This window comes from Streptomyces sp. NPDC027672 (assembly GCF_055566335.1).
In genome coordinates this window covers 456,472-477,978 of record NZ_JBVHSO010000003.1, presented here as the reverse complement: position 1 = coordinate 477,978, position 21,507 = coordinate 456,472, and the positions used below count along the sequence as shown (strand labels likewise).

The window sequence follows — 21,507 nt, the reverse complement described above, 5'->3', positions numbered from 1 at the left end:
TGACATCCGCCACAGGGGGCCCGGCCACTAAGGGTGCCGCATAGTAGTCGCCACTCCGGCGACATAGGGGATTTGTCCGTCTTGCCGTGGGCGTGCGGTGCGGTCCGCGCCCCGGCCGCTTGGCCTCCGCGCGTGTCGTCGTATCCGTCGCGGTCTGCCGTCTTCTGACGGGCCGACAGCGTCGGGCAAACATCGCTTTAGCGAAGATCGGCACCTTCCGGTCTGCCTGGCAAGGGCCGTGACGTTCTACGAAGCGAGGTAGTGGACGAGCCCTTTGCGTCGCGTGTGAGGGCCTCCTGAGAATGGGCGCTCCGCGATCACCGAGTGAGGTTGACGTATGGGGCAGCACCGCAAGACCAAGCACTACCGGCGCATATTCATCACCGCCGCCGCCGTCGGCGCCGTGGGCGTACCCTCCGTCGCACTGGCCTGTTCCGAGTGGCCGTCCGGCACCGGCACGCAGCCGCAGGCCGCCGTGACGGGCACGCCCGTGGCATGGGGACAGGATGCATACGGGGATCACACGCGCAACGGACTCGACGCGGTCGCGGGGCAGACCACCCGGCTGGCGACGCCGTGGAGCACGGCTCCGACCGCCTCCGCCGCGCCGGCCACGACGCCGAGCACGGAGCCGGGCGCGAAGAAGAGGCCTCCGGTGCAGCGGTCCCAGCAGGCCCATCGGGTCCCGGGGCCCCGGCACACCGCGCCGCCCGCCACTCCCCCGGCCACGCCCACCGCCGCCGCGCCCGCCACGCCCACCACCGCAGCGCCGGCGACCACGGCGGCGGCGACCACGGCGCCGGCCGGCACAGCGTCCCCGTCCGCGCCGAGCGCCTCGCAGTCCGTGGCGCCGAGCACCGGACAGCCCGCCGCCACGGCGTCCGCTGCCGCCGCCGATATCCTGCGGCTCGTCAACGCCGAGCGGAGCGGCGCCGGTTGCCGGCCGCTGACCCTGAACTCCACGCTGAGCAAGGCCGCGCAGGCCCACAGCGAGGACATGGCCGCCCACCGGAACATGTCGCACACCGGGTCCGACGGCTCCTCCCCGGGTGACCGCATCACCCGCGCCGGCTACACCTGGAGCAGTTACGGCGAGAACGTCGCCTACGGCTACACCACGGCGGAGCAGGTCATGGCGGGCTGGATGGCCAGCCCCGGCCACCGGGCCAACATCCTCGACTGCGGGTTCACGGAGCTCGGGGTCGGTCTCGCGCAGCCCGGCGGTTACTGGACCCAGGACTTCGGCACAGCCCGCTGACCGCCCCCGGCGGGCGGCCCGGGCCGCCCGCCGGGGACCGCCGGTTCGGTGAGGGTGCGCAGCAGCAGCCAGCTCAGGACCGGCATCAGCACCAGCGGGGCCAGCGCGGTCCGCAGGGAGGTGGCGTCGGCGACCCGGCCGATGACCGGGCTCAGCAGTCCGCCGGCGCTGACGGTCAGACCGAGGGTGATCCCGTTGGCGGTGCCTACGTGTGCGGGCAGGTAGTCCTGGCCGAGCGTCACCTGGAGGGAGAACGGGACGTACAGGCCGGCGGAGGTCAGGGCCACGCACAGGTACAGCGCGGGGCCGGGGACGAACACGACGCCCGCGACCGCCACGGCCGAGAGCAGGTACGCCCCGCGGCACACCGTCACCCGGTGCCGGCGGCCCGCCAGCCGGCCGCCCAGCACGGAGCCGGCCGCGCCGCCCAGGTAGAGCACGAACAGGGCGGCCGTACCGGCTGCCGGGCCGCCGCCCGTGCGCTGTGTCGCGTACAGGGACAGGAAGCTGCTCAGGCCGGTGAACACGACCGAGCGGCACACCACGGCCAGCGACAGCCGCAGGAAGGACGCCCGGTCGTCGGGGCCGGCCGCCGGTTCGCGGGCGAGCAGGCGCCGCCGCTGCCCCGGCGCGCGCAGCGCGGCGAGGCTCAGCGCGGCGCCGGCCAGCGCCGGCAGGGCCAGCAGCGGGGTCCGGTCCAGTCCCCCGGTGCCGACGACGGCCGCGACCAGGAACGGAGCCAGGGCGAAGCCGGCGTTGCCGCCGAACGAGAACCAGGCCATGGCGCGGTGACCGTCGCCGCCGGCCAGCCGGGCGACCCGGGCGGACTCGGGATGGTAGGCGGCGACGCCCGTCCCGGACACCGCCACGCACAGCAGCGTCAGCGCGTACGACCCGCCGGTGCCGCTCAGCGCGATGCCCAGCCCGGCCAGGAGCGTGCCGGCCGGCAGCAGCCAGGGAACGGGACGGCGGTCGGTGAGCGCGCCGAACAGCGGTTGCGCCACCGAGGACAGCAGGGCGGCGGCGAGGACGACGCCCGAGGCCGCGGCGTAGCCGTAGCCGCGCTCGGTGACGAGGAACGGGATCAGGGACGCCACGGCTCCCTGGTAGACGTCGACGCAGGCGTGTCCCACGGACAGCAGGGTGATCGATGCTTTGCTTCGCACCCGGCCATGCTGCGGCCCGGGCGGTCGGGCGCGCTTTCGATAAGCTGCCAGGCGATGACGCAGATCCGCCATGAGCCGGTGGCTTCCACCCGCGCCCAGCGGCTGGACCCCGGCGCGGCGATAGACGCCCACCGGCACGACGACCACCAGATCGTCTACGCGGGCCGGGGCGTGCTGGCCGTCACCACCGACGCGGGTTCCTGGATCGCGCCGGCCACCCGCGCCCTGTGGGTGCCGGCCGGCACCGTGCACGCCCACCGGGCGCACGGCACGCTGGACCTGCACCTCCTGGGACTGCCCGGGACCGAGAACCCGCTCGGCCTGGACGCGCCGACCGTCCTCGCCGTGAGCCCGCTGCTGCGCGAACTGATCGTCGCCTACACCCGGGGCCCGTGCGACGGCGGACCCGAACGGGCCCGGCTGCGCGCGGTGTTGCTGGACCAGTTGCGGGCCTCGCCGCAGCGGCCGCTGTGGCTGCCGGCGCCCGCGTCCCCCGTGCTGCGCGCGCTGTGCGACCTCCTGCGCGCCGATCCGGCCGACGGCCGCACGCTGGCGGAGCTGGGCCGGGAGGTCGGGGCGAGCGACCGTACGCTGTCCCGGCTGTTCCGCCGTGACCTCGGGATGACGTTCCCGCAGTGGCGGACCCAGTCGCGGCTGCACCACGCGCTGGTCCTGCTGGCCGAGGGCGTGCCGGTGACCACGGTGGCACACCGGTGCGGCTGGTCCTCGGCCAGCGCGTTCATCGCCGTCTTCCGGCGCGCTTTCGGGCACACGCCGGGCAGCGGGCGCGGGTGACGGCCGGGCCCGGCCGCCGGTTCAGGACCGGGCGCCGAAGTCCTGGGTCCACCAGGGCCCGCCGGAGCCGTGGTGCACGCCGACGCCGATGTCCTGGAACGCGCAGTTGAGGATGTTGGCGCGGTGGCCGGGGCTGTTCATCCAGGAGTCCATCACCGCGCGCGGGTCCTGCTGGCCCCGGGCGATGTTCTCGCCGTACGTGGACCAGCGGTAGCCCGCCGCCGTGACGCGCTCGCCCGGGCCGGCGCCGTCGGGGTTGGTGTGGTCGAAGAAGTCGCGGGCGGCCATGTCGTCGGAGTGGCCCTGGGCGGCCGCCTCCAGTTGCGGGTCCTCGGTGACCGGGCCGCAACCGGCCGCGGCCCGCTCCTTGTTGACGAGCGCGACCACCTGGGCCACCGTGCCGGCGGGCGCCGGCTGCGACCGCGGGGTCGCCGGGGCGGCCCGGGGCGTGGTGGGCGCGGGGGCGGGCGGCTCGGCCTTCGGTGTGCCGCTCGTCCGCGCGGGGCGGGGACTGCGCGCGGGGCTCGGCTTCCTGATGCGGGTGGGCGAGGGCGACGGGGACGCGGAGGCCGAGAGGGACGGCGATGCCGAAGGCGAGGCCGGGGTGGCGGCGGCGCCGGTCGCGGCGAGGTCGGCGACGGGGGCGCCGGCGGTGGGCGCGGCGGCCGCGTCCCGGGTCTCCGGTCCGGTGCCGGTGCCGAGGTACCACAAGCCGCCGCCCGCGACGCAGGCCGCCACCACGGCGCCCGAGACGGCCCGGCGCCGGTTGCGCCGCCGGCGCCGCGCCTCGCCGCGTGCGGTCGTACGACGCCGGGAGGCGCGCAGACCGACGGGGCCCGGCTGCTCGCTCTCGCCGGGCCGGCCGGACGGGGCGGCCGGGGTGGGCGAGGCGCCGCCGGCCGGGTCCGGGCCGGCGATGGCCGTATGGGCGGCCGGCTGGAGGCCGGCCACCGCGGACCGGGTCGTCGCGAGCAGGGCCGAGGACACCGCGACCAGCGCGAGCCCGGCGAGCAGGCCCTCCGCGGGCAGCAGCCCGTTCCACAGGCCGCCGCAGCGGGCGCAGTCGCGGGCGTGCCGGGCTATGCGCTTGCGCCACAGCGCGGAGGGCACCCCGTCCCAGGCGGCCAGCGCTGTGTGCAGGTCCGCGCAGGCGGGCCGGGTGCCGAGCGCCCGTACCACCACGCGGGCCGCCTCCAGCCGCGCCTTCATCCGCTGCACCCGTACCGCCGTGTGCTGCGGCGAGACACCGAGGGCCGTGGCGACCTCGGCGCGGGTCAGCTCACCGGCGCACTCCAGCCACCACAGCGAGAGCACCTCGCGGTCGTCCGGCTCCAGCCAGCGCGTGGCGTGCGCGGTCTCCTGCCGCTGGCCGGACAACTGGAGCCGGACGATGGTCAGATCCACGAAGTCGGCGCCCGGGTCGGCGACGTCTGCGGCCTCCTCCACGGCGTCCGGGGCGAGTCGCCGGTCCTGCCAGTGCGCCCGTACCCGGTTCATCGCGATGGCCACCAGCCAGGAGCGGAAGCTCTCCGGGTCGCGCAGGTCGCCGAGTGAGCCGAGGGCCCGGAGCATGGTCTCCTGGACCACGTCGTCGACGTCCACGGAGCCGTTCAGGGCCCGCCCGACGATGTTGTAGACCAGCGGGAGGCAGGCGCCGACCAGGGCGTCCTGGGCCGCCGGGTCCCCCGCCCGGGCAGCGCTCACCAGTGCCGCCGTGTCCTGCGTGTGCCGTGTCCCCATCAGAGCTTCCCTGTCCTTCGACGCCCGACGTGCTGTCCGTTACCTGGGAGACCGCCCGGTGCGGCGCCGATAACAGTTCTTCGGAAAATCGTTCGAGGGGAGGTTCACAGGAGCGGCGGGACGGCCGCAAGGAGAGAGATCACAGCGGGCCGGGGCGGCTCATGCCCCGCCGGGCCGCCCGTCCTGCCGGTCGCTCAGTTCGTTGGCCCGGTCCACCTCGGCCATGTGCTCCTCGGCCCAGTCGCGTACGGCGGCGAGCACGGTGTCGAGCGACAGTCCGAGCGGGGTGAGCCGGTAGTGCACGCCGGGCGGCACGGAGGGCTCCACCCTGCGCGCGACCAGGCCGTCCCGGACCAGGGTCCGCAGGGTCACCGCGAGCATCTTGTGCGAGACGCCCGGCATCCGGCGCAGCAGTTCGGCGAAGCGCACCTCTCCCGGTGCCGCCTCCGCCAGCACCTTCACCGCCATCGACGTCCATTTCGTGCCGATCCGGTCCAGCAGCCGGCGGGTCGGGCACGCGGGGTCGAAGAGGTCGCCGCGCGCGGCGGGCGCGTCCTTGGCCTGGGAGGTCACCTGAAGCTCACCAACTGACGGGAAAGTGCGTTCTGTTGGTCCCGACCCTAATTACCTAGCGTTCGGTTGTCACCATTCGTTACCCGAGGGATGCCCATGACTGTCACCTCCGTGCCCGGTGTGCGCCTGCGCCGCGTCACCGTCGGCGGGACCACGCTCAACGTCGCCACGGCGGGCGCGGGCCCGGCCGTACTGCTGCTGCACGGCTTCCCGCACACCTGGCGGCTGTGGACCGAGGTCATCGGGCCGCTGGCCCGCCGCCACCGGGTGATCGCGCCGGACCTGCGGGGCTTCGGCGACAGCGACCGCCCGGCGGACGGCTACGACGCCGGGACGCTCGCCGCCGACGCCGCGGGCCTGCTGGAGGCGCTCGACGCCGGCCCGGCCGCCGTGGTCGGCATCGACCTCGGGGCGCCGCCCGCGTTCCTGCTGGCCATGCGGCGGCCCGCGCTGGTACGGCGGCTGGTGCTGATGGAATCGCTGCTGGGCGACCTGCCGGGCGCCGAGGAGTTCCTCGCGGCCGGGCCGCCGTGGTGGTTCGGGTTCCACGCCGCGTCCGGACTGGCGGAGTCCGTGCTCGTGGGGCACGAGGAGGCGTACGTCGACTGGTTCCTGCGCCAGGGCACGCTCGGCCGGGGCGTACGGCCGGACGTGCGTGCCGCGTTCGTCCGCGCCTACACCGGCGCCGAGGCGCTGCGCGCGGCGTTCGGCCCCTACCGGGCGCTGTCCGCCGGCGCCCGGCAGATCCGGGAGGCCGTGGCCGGCGCCCGGCTCACCGTGCCCGCCCTGACGGTCGGCGCCCATCCGGTGGGCCGCTCGCTGGAGCGCCAACTGCGGTCCCACGCCGACGAGCTGACCGGCCGGGTGATCCCGGACTGCGGTCACCTCGTCCCGCTGGACCGCCCGGAGGCCCTGCTGGCGCTGCTGGAGCCGTTCCTCGCGGCGGACGACGGCCGGCGGTGACACCGGGGTGACGGCGGGAGGCGCGGACGACGACGGCCGGCAGTGACGGCGCGGTGGCGCGGGGGCGCGGACGACGACGGCCGGCAGTGACGGCGCGGTGGCGCGGGGGCGCGGACGACGACGGCCGGCAGTGACGGCGCGGGGGCACGGGGGCGCGGACGACGACGGCCGGCAGTGACGGCGCGGGGGCACGGACGGTGGCTGGCCGCCCGCCCGGGGCCCACGCCTCGGGTCGGCGGCGTGGCGCGCGCCGGGACGGGCCGGTTCGCGGTGAGGATGGCGCCGGGCCCGGTCCGGGCCGTCGTCGCGGCCGTCCGCGGGCGCGACGGTGTGCGCGGGGCGGCCGTGGGTGTCGGTCCGGGAGGCGGGTGTGCGGGTATGACGGTGAACCGTGTCGGTCTGGTCGTGCACGGCGGGCGCTCCGAGGCCGTGGCCGCCGCCCGGGAGGTGCGCGCCTGGTGCGCCGGGCACGGCGTGGCGTGCGCGGACATCGACGTGTGGCAGGAGGGCGCCCGGCGCAGCGCCCGCGAGGAGATGGACGGCGCGGGCGGTCCGGACCTCGTCGTCACCCTGGGCGGGGACGGCACGTTCCTGCGCGGTGCCCGGCTGGCGGCCGAGACCGACGCCCAGGTGCTCGGGGTCGACCTCGGCCGGGTCGGTTTCCTCACCGAGGTGCCCGCCGCGGCGGTGCGGGCCGCGCTGGACGCCGTACGGGAGGAGCGGATCGACGTCGAGAGCCGGATGCTGCTCACCCTGCGCGCCTCGTGCCGGCTGGAGGTGCCCGCGGGGATGGAGGCACTGCTGCGGTACGGGCGCGGGCCGATGCTGCCGCCGCCCCGGGTGCGCGCGGAGTGCGAGACGGGCGGCGACTGGGGGGTCGCGCTGGACGTCACCGCGCTGAACGACGTGGTGGTGGAGAAGCTGGCCCGGGACCGGCAGGTGTCGGTCGGGGTGTATCTGGCGGGCCGGCTGCTGGCGAGCTACTCGGCCGACGCGCTGCTGGTGGCCACGCCCACGGGCTCGACGGCGTACAGCTTCGCCGCGGGCGGTCCGGTGGTCTCGCCGCGCGCGGAGGGCCTGGTGTTCACTCCGGTCGCGCCGCACATGGTGTTCAACCGCTCGGTGGTGGCCGCGCCGGACGAGCCCGTCGCGCTGCGGGTGCTGCCGCGCTCGGGCCGGGCCGCGGTCAGCATCGACGGCCAGTTGCGCGGGGTGCTGAACCCCGGGGACTGGATCGGCGTGTACGCCGCTCCGCGCCGGCTGCGGGTGGTGCGGCTCGGTCCCACGGACTTCTACGGACGGCTGCGGGAACGGATGAACCTCACCGACGCGCCGGCCGCGCTCGCCGACGGCCAGGCCGCCCCGCTGTGGCCGGTGCGCACCCCGCCGCCGGCCGACCTGGCCCATCTGGCGCTGCCTCCGGTGCCCGGCGACGCGCCCGGCCCTCCCGACGCCGCGCCCGGGAATGCCGGGACCCGCCGGTAATGCGGCGGAAATGGGCCCGCGCGGCCGTCGCCGGACCGCGTCATGACCCGGATGGCCGTTCGAGCCCCGGGGCGCCGCGACGGCGTACGCGTGTCCTGTGGTCGTATATTCCATGGTGCGCTGGGGCCGTCGGACCGGCGTGGTCCCCGATCGCACCGGTGAACGGCCGGCAGGGCCGTACCTGTAGCGTGGGCAAGCCCACTGGAATAAGGAGATTGTGATGTCGTCCGTCGAGCTGAACACCAACTTCGGCCGGATCGTGCTGGAGCTGAACGACGCCGAGGCGCCCAAGACCGTCGAGAACTTCCTGTCGTATGTGCGCAGCGGTCACTACGACGGCACGGTTTTCCACCGGGTAATTAACGGCTTTATGGTCCAGGGCGGCGGTTTCACCACGGACATGCGGCAGAAGCCCACCCAGGCGCCGATCCAGAATGAGGCCGACAACGGTCTGAAGAACGACAACTACACCGTGGCGATGGCGCGGACGGGTGACCCGCACTCGGCGACGGCGCAGTTCTTCATCAACGTCTCGGACAACGCCTTCCTGAACTACTCGGCGAAGACCCCGAACGGCTGGGGCTACGCCGTGTTCGGCCGGGTCACCGAGGGCAAGGACGTCGTCGACGCCATCAAGGCCGTCAAGACGGGCAGCAAGCACGGCCACCAGGACGTGCCCACCGAGTCCGTGGTCATCGACTCCGCCAAGGTCCTCGGCTGACGCACCCCGCCGGGCGGCACCGTCTCCACCGGTGCCGCCCCGCGTCCCCGCCGCCCCGCGGCTCCCGGCCCGCCGGCCCCGTGCCGCCCGGCCGGGGCCGGGTGCGCGTGTCCGGGCTCAGACCGCCGTGCCGGGGCCGGGTACGAACCGCCGCAGCGCGGACTGGATGTCGGCCAGTACGGCCCGCTGCTGCGCCACCAGGTAGAAGTGGCCGCCGGGATACACGTGGAACTCGAACGGGCCGTCCGTCTCCTGCTCCCAGGTCCGGGCCTCGTCCAGGGTGACCCGCGGGTCGGCGTCGCCCGTCATGACGACGACGGGGCAGCCCGGACGCGGTCCGGGAGCGGCCCGGTAGGTCTCCACCGCCCGGTAGTCGGCCCGCAGCGCGGGCAGGATCATCCGCAGCACCTCCTCGTCCTGGAGCAGGGCGGAGTCCGTGCCGTCCAGCTTGGTGACCTCCTCGAGCAGCCGCGCGTCGTCGCCCTGGTGCACGGTCTCGGTCCGCTCGACGGACGGGCCCCGGCGGCCGGAGAGGAAGAGCGCCGACAGGGGCCGGCCGGCCTTCTCCAGGAGCCGGGCCAGTTCGAAGCCGACCAGGGCGCCCATGCTGTGCCCGAAGACCGCCAGGGGTGTCTCCTCCCGCTCGTCCAGCGCGTCGAACACGCCCTGCGCGAGGTCCTGGATGGAGTCCCGCGGCGGTTCCGCCAGGCGGTCCTGGCGGCCCGGGTACTGCACCGCGCGTACGTCGACCGCGGGCGACAGCGCCTTGGAGACCGGGAAGTAGAAGCTGGCGGAGCCGCCGGCGTGCGGCAGGCAGAGCAGCCGTGGCGCACCGGGCTCCGGCTGGTGGAAGTCGCGCAGCCACTTCTGGTGCTCCGCGCTGGACCGGTCGGCCATGGATCCCCCTCGATGGTGTGTGCCGTGTGCGAAAGGTGCTGCTGTGGAGCCTAGTTGACGTGGGCGGCGGCGGGGCGGGCGGACCGGTCCGGGCTCTGGTGGACAGCGGACATCCGGCGGCTTAGACTCCCGATCCAGAAGTGGACTAGCTGTCGATTTCTGTCTGGGGAGGGGCCATGGACCGGGTGGCGCACGGCAGGGCCGTGGACGGCGCGGAGGGCGACGCCGCGGACGAGCACCTCATCCGGGAGGTGGAGAAGATCGCCGTCGCGCTGGGCCGCATGTTCCCGGGCCTGTGCGAGGTCGTGCTGCACGACCTGCGCGACCCCGGGCACGCCGTCCGGGTGATCGAGAACAACCTGTCGGGCCGTCAGGTCGGCGACTCCGCGACCGAGTTGGGACTGGCGCGCATCGCCGACCCGGAGTACCCGAGCGTCATCCAGAACTACCCCAACCGGTTCCCCGACGGCCGCCCGGCCAAGAGCACGTCCATCGGCATCAGGAACGCGGCCGGCGAGTACGTCGCGGCGCTGTGCCTGAACCTCGACGTGTCCGTCCTGTCCCCGGTCACCCTGGCCCTGTCGAACCTCGTCGCCACGGACCGCGAGCACCACGGCCGGCCCCTGGAGACCCTGCGCGACCGCACCGCGCGCGAGCTGCGCGAGGTGGTGGAGAGTCACGCCGCCGAGCGCGCCGCCACGCCCCGCTCGCTGAGCCGGGAGGAGAAGCGGGCGCTCGTGCGCCGGTTGCAGCGCGACGGCTACTTCGCCTCGCGCGACGCCGCCCAGACCATCGCGGACCTGCTCGGCGTGTCCCGGGCGACGGTCTACAACTACGCCAAGTGAAGGGCCGTCCGACCGTGAGCACCGCCGACTCCCCCGCCGTCCGGACCCTGGCCGATCCCGACACGCCGTTCGCCGTCGTGGACGCGGACCGGACGCGGCGCAACATCGCGCGGCTGCGGGCGCGGGCGGACCGCCTCGGCGTCTCCTTGCGCCCGCATGTGAAGACGGCCAAGAGCCTCGACCTCGCCGCCCTGCTGCACGGCGGCGCCCCCGGTCCGGTCACCGTCTCCACCCTCGCCGAGGCCGAGGCGTTCGCCGGCGCCGGATACGACGACATCACCTACGCCGTCGGCATCGAACCGCGCAAACTGCCGCGCGTGGTGGCCCTGGTGCGCCGCGGGGTCACCCTGCGCGTGCTGCTGGACAGCATCGAGCAGGCGGCGTTCGTCGCCGAGGCCGCGCGCGCGGCCGGTGTCGCCGTGCCCGCCCAGATCGAGATCGACTGCGACGGCCACCGCGGGGGCCTGCGGCCCGACGCCCCGGAGCTGCCCGCCCTCGGCCGTGTCCTGCACGACGCGGGCTGCCTGGACGGCGTACTGACCCACGCGGGCGCGTCGTACTCCGCCTACACCGCCGGGGAACGGCGCGAGGCGGCGCGCGACGAACGCGACGCGGCGGTCGCCGCGGCCGGCCGGCTGCGCGCGGCCGGCCTGCCCGTGGCCACGGTCAGCGTCGGCTCCACACCCACCGCGCACGCCGCCGACGACCTCACCGGGGTCACCGAACTGCGCGCCGGCACCTATGTCTTCTTCGACCTGGTGATGGCCGGCCTCGGCGTCTGCGCCCTGGCCGACCTCGCCCTGTCGGTGGTGGTCACCGTCATCGGCCATCGCCCGGAACACGGGTGGATCCTCACCGACGGCGGCTGGATGGCCATGTCCCGCGACCGCGGCACCGCCGCCCAGCCGCAGGACCAGGGCTACGGCCTGGTCACCGACCTGTCCGGCACCCTGATTCCGAATCTGGTCATGACCGCCGCCAGCCAGGAGCACGGCACGCTCACCGCCCGGGACGGCGCCGCCCTGCCCGAGCTGCCCATCGGCACCCGGCTGCGGGTCCTGCCCAACCACGCCTGCGCCACCGCCGCCCAGCACCACGGCTACCACGTCGTCGACAGCGCCCGCGCCACGGCGTCCACGCCCGCGATCGAGGCGTACTGGCCCCGCGTCCTCGGCTGGTGACCGCGCCGCTCCCCCGTCCCGTCCCCTCGCCCGAAGGACAGTCCATGGCCACCGCACCGCCCGTCACGTTCGCCGACGTCCAGGAGGCCGCCGCCCGCCTCCAGGGCGTCGCCCACCGCACTCCCGTCCTCACCTCCCGCACGCTGAACTCCCTGGTGGGAGCGGAGGTGTTCATCAAGGCCGAGAACTTCCAGCGGGTCGGTGCCTTCAAGTTCCGCGGCGCCTACAACGCCGCCGCCCAGCTCCCGCCGGACCGGCTCGCGCAGGGCATCGCCGCCTACTCCTCCGGCAACCACGCCCAGGCCACCGCGCTGGCCGCCCGCGAACTGGGCACCACCGCCGTCATCCTGATGCCCGAGGACGCCCCCTGCTCCAAGCTGGCGGCGACCGCCGGCTACGGCGCGGAGGTCGTCACCTACGACCGCTACACCGAGGACCGCATCGCGCTCGGCCACGCCCTGGCCGAAGAGCGCGGCCTCACCCTGATCCCGCCCTACGACCACCCGGACGTCATCGCCGGCCAGGGCACCGCCGTCGTGGAACTCCTGGAGGAGACCGGCCCGCTGGACGCCCTCCTGGTGCCCGTGGGAGGCGGCGGACTGATCGCCGGAAGCGCCATCGCCGCGACCGCGCTGCACCCCGGCATCCGGGTCGTCGGCGTCGAACCGGAGGCGGGCGACGACACCAAGCGCTCCCTGGAAGCCGGTGCGCGCGTCACCATCCCGGTACCCCGCACCATCGCGGACGGGCAGGCCCCGGACACGCCCGGCGCACTCACCTTCCCCGTCAACCAGCGGCTGGTCGACTCCATAGCCCTGGTCAGCGACGCGGAGATCGTCACCGCGATGCGTTTCGCCTTCGAACGGCTCAAGATCGTCCTGGAGCCGAGCGGTGCCACGCCGCTGGCCGCGCTGCTGGCCGGACGCGTCGCCCGGCCGCCGCGGCGGATCGGCCTCATCGCGTCCGGCGGCAACATCGACACCGCCCGCTTCGCCGCCCTCGTCAGCGGCTGACCCGGCCCACCGGGCCCCGGCCGGCCACCGCCGTCCCGCCGTCAGGCGGTGCGGGTCGCCCTGGGCGCGGGTGCGGTACCCGGGCGCGGGGGCGGGGTCGGCGCGGGTGCGGTGCCCGGCTCCGGGGCCGGTCGGGTCGTACGGCGCGGCGGGCTGTCGCGCCGTCGGGGAGCGGGGTTACTGGCGGGCGTCCCAGTTGCCGGAGACGGGCAGGTCTCCGGTGGTGCCCCAGCCGACCTTGACGAGGGTGCCGTCGTCCTTGCGCAGGTGGAACTCATGCGTGGACGGACGGTAGATGCCGACGTTGTCCGGGCCGGCGCCGTCCCAGTTGGCGGAGACCGGCAGATCACCGTCGTCGCCCCACACCACCTTCTTCAGACTGCCGTCGTCCATCCGCAGGTGGAACTCATGGGTGGACGGACGGTAGATCCCGACGTTGTCTGCGTGACCGCCGTCCCAGTTCCCGGCGACGGGCAGGTCACCGTCGTCGCCCCACACGATCTTCCTCAGGCTCCCGTCGTCCATCCGCAGGTGGAACTCATGCGTGGAGGGCCGCCAGATGCCCACGTTGTCGGCGTGACCACCGTCCCAGTTCCCCGACACCGGCTGATCCCCGACCGTGCCCCAACCGACCTTGACCAGACTCCCGTCGTCCTTACGCAAGTGGAACTCATGCGTGGACGGACGGTAGATCCCGACATTGTCGGCCGCGCCACCGTCCCAGTTACCGGCCACCGGCACGTCACCAACCGTCCCCCAGCCGATCTTGACCAGACTCCCGTCATCCTTACGCAGATGGAACTCGTGCGTGGACGGACGGTATATACCGACGTTGTCCGGGCCGGGGTCGACGGATTCGTCGAACAGGACGTCCACGATGCGGTCGCCGTCGGCGGCCTGGAGCTGGTACCGGTCCGGGTAGGCGGAGTTCTGGACCGCCTGGCAGACCTCGCCGACCGGCCGGGTCTGCCAGTTCGACACGCCGAGCATCCCGTTCAGGAAGGCGTTCGTCGCCCAGGTCGGGTCCATCCGCTGTTCGAACGAACCCCAGCTGGCCCGCTGCTGGAACAGGCCCACGCTGTCGTGGTCCTCGGTGTTGGGGTTGTTGCGCAGGGTGGTCTCGACGATCGAGGTGGTCACGGCGATGACGGCGGCGCGCCGGGGCAGGCCGCGGGCCTGGACGGCCTTGACGATGGCCCGGGCGCAGGACAGCCGGTAGGTCGTCATATAGCCGCTGAGGGTGCCGGTCAGCGTGCTGTTGAGCTGGTTCACGACGGTCTGGTCGGTGCTCAGGTTCGGGCCGCAGACGGCGTCCGGGGCGAGGGCGACGGCGGCCGGGTCGGAGAGGTCGACCCGGGCTCCGTCACCGGCGTGGGCGTCCGGGGCCGCGCCGAGGAGCGCGGCCGCTATGGCGGTGGTGGTGGCGAGGACGGCGAGGTGGTGGCGCGGAATGCGGTTCACGGACAAGGCTCGGCTTCCGGTCGGCTGACGATGAGGTGGGCGCACCGGCGGCGCGGCGGGCTGTCGCGCCGTCGGGGAGCGGGGTTACTGGCGGGCGTCCCAGTTGCCGGAGACGGGGAGGTCTCCGGTGGTGCCCCAGCCGACCTTGACGAGGGTGCCGTCGTCCTTGCGCAGGTGGAACTCATGCGTGGACGGACGGTAGATGCCGACGTTGTCCGGGCCGGCGCCGTCCCAGTTGGCGGACACCGGCAGATCACCGTCGTCGCCCCACACCACCTTCTTCAGACTGCCGTCGTCCATCCGCAGGTGGAACTCATGGGTGGACGGACGGTAGATCCCGACGTTGTCTGCGTGGCCACCGTCCCAATTCCCGGCCACCGGCAGGTCACCGTCGTCGCCCCACACGATCTTCCTCAGGCTCCCGTCGTCCATCCGCAGGTGGAACTCATGCGTGGAGGGCCGCCAGATGCCCACGTTGTCGGCGTGACCACCGTCCCAGTTCCCCGACACCGGCTGATCCCCGACCGTGCCCCAACCGACCTTGACCAGACTCCCGTCGTCCTTGCGCAAGTGGAACTCATGCGTGGACGGACGGTAGATCCCGACATTGTCGGCCGCCCCGCCGTCCCAGTTCCCGGCCACCGGCACGTCACCAACCGTCCCCCAGCCGATCTTGACCAGACTCCCGTCATCCTTACGCAGATGGAACTCGTGCGTGGAGGGACGGTATATACCGACGTTGTCCGGGCCCGGGTCCACGACGTCGTCCACCACGCTGTTGTTGCGGACCGGCTTGAAGGTGCCGTAACCGGAGAAGTACGGGTAGGGGATGGTCCGGTGGTGCACGCCGGTGCCGGTGAACTCGTAGCCGCTGTACGAGGTGTGGGCGGAGTCGGCCCAGCCGTCGAAGAGGACGATGTGGCCGGAGGCGCCGGCCGCGTCGTTGAGCAGCGCGTCGCCGGGCTTCAGGTCCTCCTTGCCGATCCAGGAGGCGACACCGCTGGGGACGAAGCTGGTGGTGTCGAGCCCGGGGGTGTCGAGGTCCCAGGCCATGGACACGTAACCGGAGCAGTCCTGGCGGTAGCCCTGGTAGGTCTTCGTCCAGCTGTAGTCGAGTCCGAGGCCGACCCAGGACGCCGCCCGGTCGATGACCTCGGCGCGGGTGAGGGCGGGTGCGGCGGCGAGCCGGGAGGTCGGCGCGGAACGGCCCTGCCCGGCACCGCCCTTGTCCTTCGTGGGGACGGCGGCCGACGGGGCGTCGCCCGGCGCGGCCAGCGCCGGTGTGGTGGCGGCGATGCCGACGGTCAGCGTGGCGGCGGCCGCGACCAGCGCGCGGTTCAGGACACGTGTGGTGGACATGAGTGGTTCCCCCCATGAATGTGGACAGTCATGCGCGCTCGGTGCGTTCTCCGAGGTGGTGGTGCGGATGTGACGCCTGGTCACGACGGAGCATCATTCAGGCGTCGCTCGAACGGAGTCAATGTTTATTGAAAACACACGATCACCGACATGGCCGGTTCAATGCGGGGCACACGGGAACATCATGACCATCTGTCGTGACAAAACCGGACGACTCGCCAGAGGCGCGTCAGGAATCAGCCACCTTCATCTGGCTTGAATTCGCAAGGTGCTTTCACTGTGGTGAAACCAGCAGGTAGCCGCCCCGCGCATCCCGCGGGGCACGCGATAATGCCCGGACGGCAGGTGGCGTCGAGAGGTGAGCGACCGTGAGTGAGACCGAAGGGCAGCGGCTGGCCGCCCGCCTCGAATACCTCTTCGAGCACGTACAGCCGCTCGGCAGGCGCCACACCCTCCAGGAGGTGGTCGACGGCATCAAGGCGGACGAGGAACCGGGCGGCACCTCCCTGTCGGTGGGCCGGCTGTCGATGCTGATGAACGGCAAGGCGCCCAACCCCACCGTCGGCACGCTGCGCGCGCTCGCCGCCTTCTTCGGCGTGCCGGTCGGCTACTTCGTGGACGACGCCGTCGCCGACCAGACCATGGCCCAGCTCGCCCTGATCACCGCGATGCGCAACAACGACGTCAAGGCCGTCGCCCTGCGCGCGGCGGCCGTCGCCACGCTCTCCGCGCGCGGACTCGACGTGGTCCGCGGCCTGGTCGAACAGGCGGCCGAACAGCCATCCGGGCGTCGCGGACCGGAGGCTTAGAATTGCCTCTCACAAGGCTGTGACCGCGGGCCGGACGCATCGCCTGCGGTCGGGGGGAGAGAGACCGTGCAGGACGGTGACCGGTTCCGGGGTGACTCCTGGTCCGACTTCCGGGCCAGGTGCGACGCCATCCTGGGCGGGCTTCCGCTCGACGACGCGCGACCGGTGACCATCGGCGCGCTGTGCGCCGCGATCGAACAGCGCTCCGGCAGACGGCTGGCCCTCTCCCCGCTCCCGGAACAGGCGGGAACCGCTGGTCTGTGCGGTCTGTGGATCAGCCTCGGCGACACCGACCACATCTTCTACGAGGCGTCCACCAACGCCTTCCACCAGCGCCACATCATCCTGCACGAGCTATCCCACCTCCTGCTGGACCACGAGACCGAACGGGACGGCGGCGGACCGCCGCCCGGCCTGGACGCCCTCTTCCCGGGCCTCGATCCCGCCATGGTGCGCAGGCTGCTCGCCCGCGGCCGTACCGACTACACCGAACGGCAGGAACAGCAGGCCGAGTTGCTGGCGACCCTGATCCACCAGCGGTCGGCCGGCCGCGCGTCGCGCCGCGGGACGCCCGCCCGCACCGGGTCCGCGGTCCTCGACCGGCTGGCCCGCGCCCTCGGAGAGGTGCGTCCCCGGTGACGGCCGTCCGTCCGTACGAGGTGGCCCTGCTGGTCCCGCTGTGGTTCCTCACCGCGCACACCGCCCGCCGCGCCCTGCGCGGCCGCGCCCGGCCGGACTCCGGACCCGCCCGGCTGCTCGCCGGCACCGTCGCGCTGATCACCCTGTCGGTGACCGTGGGCGTGCCGTGGGTGCGCCGCGCCATCGACACCGCCACCGGGGTGCGCAGCGTCACCGCTCTCCTCGGCCATCTGCTCGGCGTCTGCGCGATCACCTGCCTGACCGGGTTCGTCCGGCAGGTCTCCGCGGCCCCCGGGCCGGCGCCCGGCCGCGGACCCCGCGCCTGGGTGCCGCTCGCGGTGGTGGTGGCCGTGATGTGCGGGGCGTTCCTGCCGACGGCCCGGCCGGACGGCGAGCAGGACCTGCTGACCCACTCCCACTCGGCGGCCCAGGACGTCTTCTGGGCCGTCTTCCTCGGTTACGTGGTCTGGGGCGTGCTGGCGGTCGGGCTGATGTGCCTGCGGTACCACAAACAGGCTCCGCCGGGCCCGTTGCGGACCTCCCTCAACCTGATCGGCTCGGGCGCCGCGACGGGCCTCGTCTACGCCGTGCACCGGGGCGCCCACCTGGCGCTGCGCGGCTCCGGCAACCCGCTGTTCGCCGACGCCGCCGTCGTACCGGTCACACAGGCCCTGCTGACCGGCGCGCTGTTGCTGGCCACAGCCGGGATCGTCTGGCCCGCGCTGGCCGAGCACCGGCGCGCCCGGACCGACCGCCGCAGACTGCGGCGCCTGGAACCGCTGTGGCGGATGCTGGGGGACGCCGTACCGGACGTCGTCCTGCCGCTGCCGGACGCGCTGCGCGCCGAACCGGAGCTGCTGCTGTACCGGTACGCCGTCGAGATCAGCGACGCGATGCTCGCCCTGGGTCCGTTCCGCTGCGCCGGCGTCGAGGCGGCGGCCCGGGAACGGCTCGCCGCGCACGGGTTCACCGGTACGCGGCTGGCGGCGGCCACCGAGGCCGTGGTCCTGCGCTCCGCCATCGGGCGGGCGTCCCGGGCCCGCACCGCACGGCACCCGGCCGGGCAGCCGGAACCGCCGGGCGGACGCACCGGACCCGAAGACCCGCTGCCCTGGCTGGAGTTGCTGGCCGCGCACTGCCGGCACCCGCTGGTCGACACCGTGTACGCGGGGGTGACCGCGCCGGCGGACCGGTGAACGGGGCGCGGGGGGCGGCGGATTGGTGAGCGGGGTGCCCGCGGGGGCGGATTGGAGAGGGGTCTGCCGCGGCGGCGGGCCGGTCAGCGGGCCTGCGGCCCGGCGGACGCGTGACGGCGGGCCCGTGAGCGGGCCTGCCGCCCGGCGGGGTGCCGCCGGGCGGCGCGGGTTCGGCGTGGGGCGTCCCGCCCGGCTTTGCCGCAGCCGGCGGCGGCCGTGCCCTCCGGGAGCCCGGCGGGCGTGCAGGCCGCGCGGTACGCCGTGGGCTAGGTGTCCGGCGCGCGCCGGAAGCGCGGGCGGAGGCCGGGCGGGCTGCCGAGGTCCGGGGTCTGTCGCCCGGACCCGGCCGGATCCCGTCCGGACCCGCCCGGAGCCGGCCGGGCTCGCGGGGTGCCGGGGGGGGAGAGCCGGGTCAGTTCGCGTGCGGTCGGCCGTCCCGGACCCAGGTCACCAGGACCAGCGCCGCGGTGACGTACATCAGGACGCTGAAGGTGGCCACGGACTCGACGTACTGCTCATAGCCGTCCGCGCGCAACTGGAGCGCGAGAGAACCGAGTGCGGTGCCCAGCGCCGCGGTGCCGGCGGCCATGGCCATGAACGGGGCCTTCGTCATGGGTACTTCCTCCAAGCCACGAGACGATTGATCGACACCGAGACTATCTCCCGCCCGGCGGTATGCGGTGCGTCGGCCGGACCGTGGCCGGTTCAGTGCGCGGCGCCGCCGGCCGGGTCTGCCCCGAGTCCCAGTTCGCCGTCGCCGAGCGGTGCGAAGAAGCGTGCCACGTCGGCGTCGGTGACCTCGGCGAGGGTCGCGGGCGACCAGCGCGGACGGCGGTCCTTGTCGACGAGCTGGGCCCGTACGCCCTCGACCAGGTCGGGGCTGGACAGGGCGGCGAGGGAGACGCGGTACTCCTGGTCGAGCACCCGCTCCAGCGAGCCGAGGCGCCGGGCGCGGCGGAGTGCGGCCAGGGTGACCTTCAGCGCGGTGGGCGACCGGGCGAGGAGGGTCTCGGCCGCCTCCTTCGCGTCCGGGTCGCCGTGGGCGAACAGCCGCTCGACGATCTCCTCCGCCGTGCCGGCCGTGTAACAACTGTCGATCCAGTCGCGCTGCCCGGCCAGCCACCCGGCCGGCGGCGGCTGGACGTGCCGGGCCAGGGCGTCCGCCACGGGGACGGCGGCGAGGTCGGCGACGAAGGCGCCGAGGGACGCGGCCGGGACGTAGTGGTCGGCGAGCCCGCACAGCAGGGCGTCGCCGGCGCCGATCTCCGTGCCCGTCAGCGCGAGGTGGGTGCCCAGTTCGCCGGGGGCGCGGCCGAGGAGGTGGGTGCCGCCGACGTCGGGGACGAAGCCGATGCCGGTCTCGGGCATGGCGATCCGCGACCGCTCCGTGACGACGCGAACGCCGCCGTGCGCGGAGACGCCGACCCCGCCGCCCATGACGATGCCGTCCATCACGGCGACGTACGGCTTCGGGTAGCGGGCGATACGGGCGTTGAGGTGGTACTCGTCGCGCCAGAACGCGGCGGAGGCGGTGCCGTCGCCGTCGCGGGCGTCGTCGTGGACGGCGCGGATGTCGCCGCCCGCGCACAGCCCGCGCTCCCCCGCGCCGGTGATGACGACGGTCTCCACGGCCGGGTCGTGTTCCCAGGCCGTCAGGGCCTCGGCGATCCGGCGGACCATGGCGTGGTTCAGGGCGTTGAGCGCCCTGGGCCGGTTGAGCGTGAGGTACGCGGCCCGTCCCTCGGTGCGCGCCAGGACGGGGTCGGCCGGGTGGGACGGGGCCGTCCACGCGCCGCCGGTCATCCGCACCCCTCGGTCAGGCCACGGGCCACGATGTCACGCATGATCTGGTCGCTTTCTTCCGGATCGGGCACCACGGGTCGCCGACGATCTTCTCGTGCGCCGCACGCCGAGGCGACGGCGACCCCCTCTCGGCGGGTCCCCGTCCGGCTGGGCCGGACGGGGAGGGGCTCCTCACACCCACCACCACGCGGGCACCACCCGCCCGGCCCCGCGCCCGGTGCCACTTCGGCCCGCGCCCCCCGCCGTCAGCTCCAAGGCCAGGCCGTGTCCTGGTTCAGCGTGCCCACGGCCAGGCCGCCCGCGCAGGCGATGGCCCACGCCGCCGAGGACCACCGTGCGTGCATGCGGCTCACCGCCGCGCCCGCTTGCGTGGGCAGCAGGCAGCCGCACAGCAGCAGCGCCATCAGGTCGTCCGGTCCGGCGTCCTGGTTCCCGGTCAGTGCGCCGCCGGCGGCCACCGCCATCGCGGCGAGGATCAGGTCGCGCAGGTCCACCTGGCCGAGCGAGGGCAGGTCCGCGCCGCGGCCCCGGCGGACCGTGTAGAGGACCAGGGCGGTCACCTCGGCGGCGACGGCGAAGAGCGCCACCAACATGCGTTGTTCTCCTGGGGCTTGCTCACCGGCCTGGCGGTTTCGGCACGACGGCGCGGTCAGGCCGGAAATGATCTCCGGACAGCCCGAATAAGAACATATATTGTTCGATCTTGGCTAATTCTTGGTGATTCAGCCCTCGGTAGGACGCAGGACCAAGGAGACGAAGCCGAAGACGTCCCGGTAGCCGCGCAGCCATTCGGTGCGGTGGACCGTGGCCGTCTCCAGCGCCCGGGCACTGTCCGGATGGGCGGGGCGGTCCAGCGCCCAGGAGGCCAGCGATCCCGTCCAGGCCCACTCGTACGCGTCCAGTTCCTGGCGCGTGCTGACGTGCGCGTGCACGGGTGTCCAGCCGTCCGCGACGATCCGGTCCACCGTGACCGGCAGGTCGTCGAGGTCACCGAGCAGGTCGACGGCCTCGGCGGAGGGCTCGCCGTCCCAGAACCCCTCGCCCACCAGGACGCGGCCGCCCGGTGCCAGATGCCGGCGCGCCGCCGCGAGGGCGAGCAGGAGGCCGCCGAACGCGTGCGTGGCCCCGACACAGAGCACGAGGTCGAAGGCGTGCGGGGCGGTGAACGTCGCCGCGTCCTGCCGGTGCAGTTCCAGACGGTCGTCCACGCCGAGCCGGCGCGCGGCCCGGTGCGCGTCGTCCAGCGCGCGCCCGGAGACGTCGATGCCCTCGGCGCGCAGCCCCGGCCAGGCGGTCAGGGCCCGCAGCAGCCACTCGCCGCCGCCGCAGCCGAGGTCGAGCACGCGTCCGGCACCTCGCGGCAGCCCCCGCTCCAGCAGCCGGCGCACCGCGTCGTCGTCGAGCGGCGCCGCTATCGGATGGTCCGCGTGCGCGTGCCGGGAGATCTCGTCGTGGTCCACCGCCGGAGCCTGACACAGCCGCCGGCGCCCACGCATCCGAATAAGCCGACGCATCCGAACAAGGTGACGCATCCGAACAAGGCGCGCGCTCCCGCGCGGTGCGGCGGAGCCCGGACCCGACACCGGCCGGCGGGCGGCGGCCG

Annotated in this window: 21 protein-coding genes; 11 read left to right on the top strand and 10 right to left on the bottom strand. The window is 74.3% G+C overall.

Annotation, left to right across the window (positions count from 1 at the left end):
* Positions 1–337: 337 nt before the first annotated feature.
* Positions 338–1,258 carry a CAP domain-containing protein gene (locus ACZ4SV_RS10110; protein WP_468003049.1) on the top strand — a complete coding sequence of 307 codons (921 nt, stop codon included), beginning with the start codon at positions 338–340 and terminating at the stop codon, positions 1,256–1,258.
* On the opposite strand, the gene ACZ4SV_RS10105 is transcribed toward ACZ4SV_RS10110, so the two are convergent.
* Positions 1,225–2,424 carry an MFS transporter gene (locus tag ACZ4SV_RS10105; protein ID WP_468003047.1) on the bottom strand — a complete coding sequence of 400 codons (1,200 nt, stop codon included), beginning with the start codon at positions 2,422–2,424 and terminating at the stop codon, positions 1,225–1,227. The two genes, ACZ4SV_RS10110 and ACZ4SV_RS10105, sit on opposite strands and share 34 nt — an antisense overlap.
* 54 nt (positions 2,425–2,478) lie before the next feature.
* Here ACZ4SV_RS10105 and ACZ4SV_RS10100 point away from each other — a divergent pair, with 54 nt between their 5' ends.
* Positions 2,479–3,219 (top strand): AraC family transcriptional regulator, encoded by a 741-nt coding sequence (locus ACZ4SV_RS10100; protein ID WP_468003045.1) that lies wholly within the window; start codon positions 2,479–2,481, stop codon positions 3,217–3,219.
* A gap of 21 nt (positions 3,220–3,240) precedes the next feature.
* Here ACZ4SV_RS10100 and ACZ4SV_RS10095 read toward each other — a convergent pair whose 3' ends face one another.
* Positions 3,241–4,959, bottom strand: a complete 1,719-nt coding sequence (locus tag ACZ4SV_RS10095) for a sigma-70 family RNA polymerase sigma factor (protein WP_468003043.1) — start codon at positions 4,957–4,959, stop codon at positions 3,241–3,243.
* A 159-nt stretch (positions 4,960–5,118) separates the two neighbouring features.
* Positions 5,119–5,532, bottom strand: coding sequence for a winged helix-turn-helix transcriptional regulator (locus ACZ4SV_RS10090; RefSeq protein ID WP_365883131.1), 414 nt, complete (start codon positions 5,530–5,532; stop codon positions 5,119–5,121).
* Positions 5,533–5,628: 96 nt separating this feature from the next.
* Between ACZ4SV_RS10090 and ACZ4SV_RS10085 the strand changes: the two genes are divergently transcribed.
* The 3 genes from ACZ4SV_RS10085 to ACZ4SV_RS10075 all read left to right on the top strand — a co-directional run bounded on the left by ACZ4SV_RS10085 (position 5,629) and on the right by ACZ4SV_RS10075 (position 8,701).
* Entirely contained in the window at positions 5,629–6,495 is an 867-nt protein-coding gene (locus tag ACZ4SV_RS10085; protein ID WP_468003040.1) for an alpha/beta fold hydrolase, read from the top strand.
* Positions 6,496–6,873: 378 nt separating this feature from the next.
* A complete protein-coding gene (locus ACZ4SV_RS10080) occupies positions 6,874–7,980 on the top strand; it encodes an NAD(+)/NADH kinase (protein WP_468003038.1) in 1,107 nt (368 codons plus the stop codon).
* Between the two features lie 220 nt (positions 7,981–8,200).
* On the top strand, positions 8,201–8,701 hold the full coding sequence (locus tag ACZ4SV_RS10075; protein WP_365883134.1) for a peptidylprolyl isomerase: 501 nt from the start codon (positions 8,201–8,203) through the stop codon (positions 8,699–8,701).
* A gap of 117 nt (positions 8,702–8,818) precedes the next feature.
* Here ACZ4SV_RS10075 and ACZ4SV_RS10070 read toward each other — a convergent pair whose 3' ends face one another.
* Positions 8,819–9,598, bottom strand: a complete 780-nt coding sequence (locus tag ACZ4SV_RS10070; protein ID WP_365883135.1) for a thioesterase II family protein — start codon at positions 9,596–9,598, stop codon at positions 8,819–8,821.
* A 176-nt stretch (positions 9,599–9,774) separates the two neighbouring features.
* Here ACZ4SV_RS10070 and ACZ4SV_RS10065 point away from each other — a divergent pair, with 176 nt between their 5' ends.
* From ACZ4SV_RS10065 to ACZ4SV_RS10055, 3 genes are read left to right on the top strand one after another with little or no spacing between them, the layout of a single operon-like run.
* Positions 9,775–10,443, top strand: a complete 669-nt coding sequence (locus ACZ4SV_RS10065; RefSeq protein ID WP_365883136.1) for a helix-turn-helix transcriptional regulator — start codon at positions 9,775–9,777, stop codon at positions 10,441–10,443.
* Positions 10,444–10,457: 14 nt separating this feature from the next.
* Positions 10,458–11,624 carry an alanine racemase gene (locus tag ACZ4SV_RS10060; protein ID WP_468003035.1) on the top strand — a complete coding sequence of 389 codons (1,167 nt, stop codon included), beginning with the start codon at positions 10,458–10,460 and terminating at the stop codon, positions 11,622–11,624.
* A gap of 44 nt (positions 11,625–11,668) precedes the next feature.
* Positions 11,669–12,637 (top strand): threo-3-hydroxy-L-aspartate ammonia-lyase, encoded by a 969-nt coding sequence (locus ACZ4SV_RS10055; RefSeq protein ID WP_468003033.1) that lies wholly within the window; start codon positions 11,669–11,671, stop codon positions 12,635–12,637.
* Positions 12,638–12,814: 177 nt separating this feature from the next.
* Here the strand turns inward: ACZ4SV_RS10055 and ACZ4SV_RS10050 are convergent, their stop codons facing one another.
* Both ACZ4SV_RS10050 and ACZ4SV_RS10045 read right to left on the bottom strand, forming a co-directional pair.
* Positions 12,815–14,098, bottom strand: a complete 1,284-nt coding sequence (locus ACZ4SV_RS10050; protein WP_468003031.1) for a hypothetical protein — start codon at positions 14,096–14,098, stop codon at positions 12,815–12,817.
* 84 nt (positions 14,099–14,182) lie between these two features.
* Entirely contained in the window at positions 14,183–15,457 is a 1,275-nt protein-coding gene (locus ACZ4SV_RS10045; RefSeq protein WP_468003029.1) for a hypothetical protein, read from the bottom strand.
* Positions 15,458–15,825: 368 nt separating this feature from the next.
* Between ACZ4SV_RS10045 and ACZ4SV_RS10040 the strand changes: the two genes are divergently transcribed.
* The 3 genes from ACZ4SV_RS10040 (at position 15,826) to ACZ4SV_RS10030 (ending at position 18,101) form a co-directional block, all read left to right on the top strand.
* Positions 15,826–16,266 (top strand): hypothetical protein, encoded by a 441-nt coding sequence (locus ACZ4SV_RS10040; protein ID WP_468003027.1) that lies wholly within the window; start codon positions 15,826–15,828, stop codon positions 16,264–16,266.
* A gap of 66 nt (positions 16,267–16,332) precedes the next feature.
* A complete protein-coding gene (locus tag ACZ4SV_RS10035; protein ID WP_468003025.1) occupies positions 16,333–16,905 on the top strand; it encodes a hypothetical protein in 573 nt (190 codons plus the stop codon).
* A complete protein-coding gene (locus tag ACZ4SV_RS10030; protein ID WP_468003023.1) occupies positions 16,902–18,101 on the top strand; it encodes an MAB_1171c family putative transporter in 1,200 nt (399 codons plus the stop codon). Before ACZ4SV_RS10035 ends, ACZ4SV_RS10030 begins: the two co-directional genes overlap by 4 nt.
* A 412-nt stretch (positions 18,102–18,513) precedes the next feature.
* Here the strand turns inward: ACZ4SV_RS10030 and ACZ4SV_RS10025 are convergent, their stop codons facing one another.
* From ACZ4SV_RS10025 to ACZ4SV_RS10010, 4 genes are all read right to left on the bottom strand, one after another.
* Entirely contained in the window at positions 18,514–18,714 is a 201-nt protein-coding gene (locus tag ACZ4SV_RS10025) for an SCO3870 family protein (protein ID WP_468003021.1), read from the bottom strand.
* A 92-nt stretch (positions 18,715–18,806) separates the two neighbouring features.
* Positions 18,807–19,904, bottom strand: coding sequence for an enoyl-CoA hydratase/isomerase family protein (locus ACZ4SV_RS10020; protein ID WP_468003019.1), 1,098 nt, complete (start codon positions 19,902–19,904; stop codon positions 18,807–18,809).
* Between the two features lie 245 nt (positions 19,905–20,149).
* The gene (locus tag ACZ4SV_RS10015; RefSeq protein WP_468003017.1) at positions 20,150–20,497 is read right to left on the bottom strand and encodes a hypothetical protein; all 348 of its coding nucleotides are present in this window, start codon (positions 20,495–20,497) and stop codon (positions 20,150–20,152) included.
* Between the two features lie 129 nt (positions 20,498–20,626).
* Positions 20,627–21,364: an SAM-dependent methyltransferase gene (locus tag ACZ4SV_RS10010; protein WP_468003015.1), complete on the bottom strand. Its 738-nt coding sequence runs from the start codon at positions 21,362–21,364 to the stop codon at positions 20,627–20,629.
* Positions 21,365–21,507 lie beyond the last annotated feature (143 nt).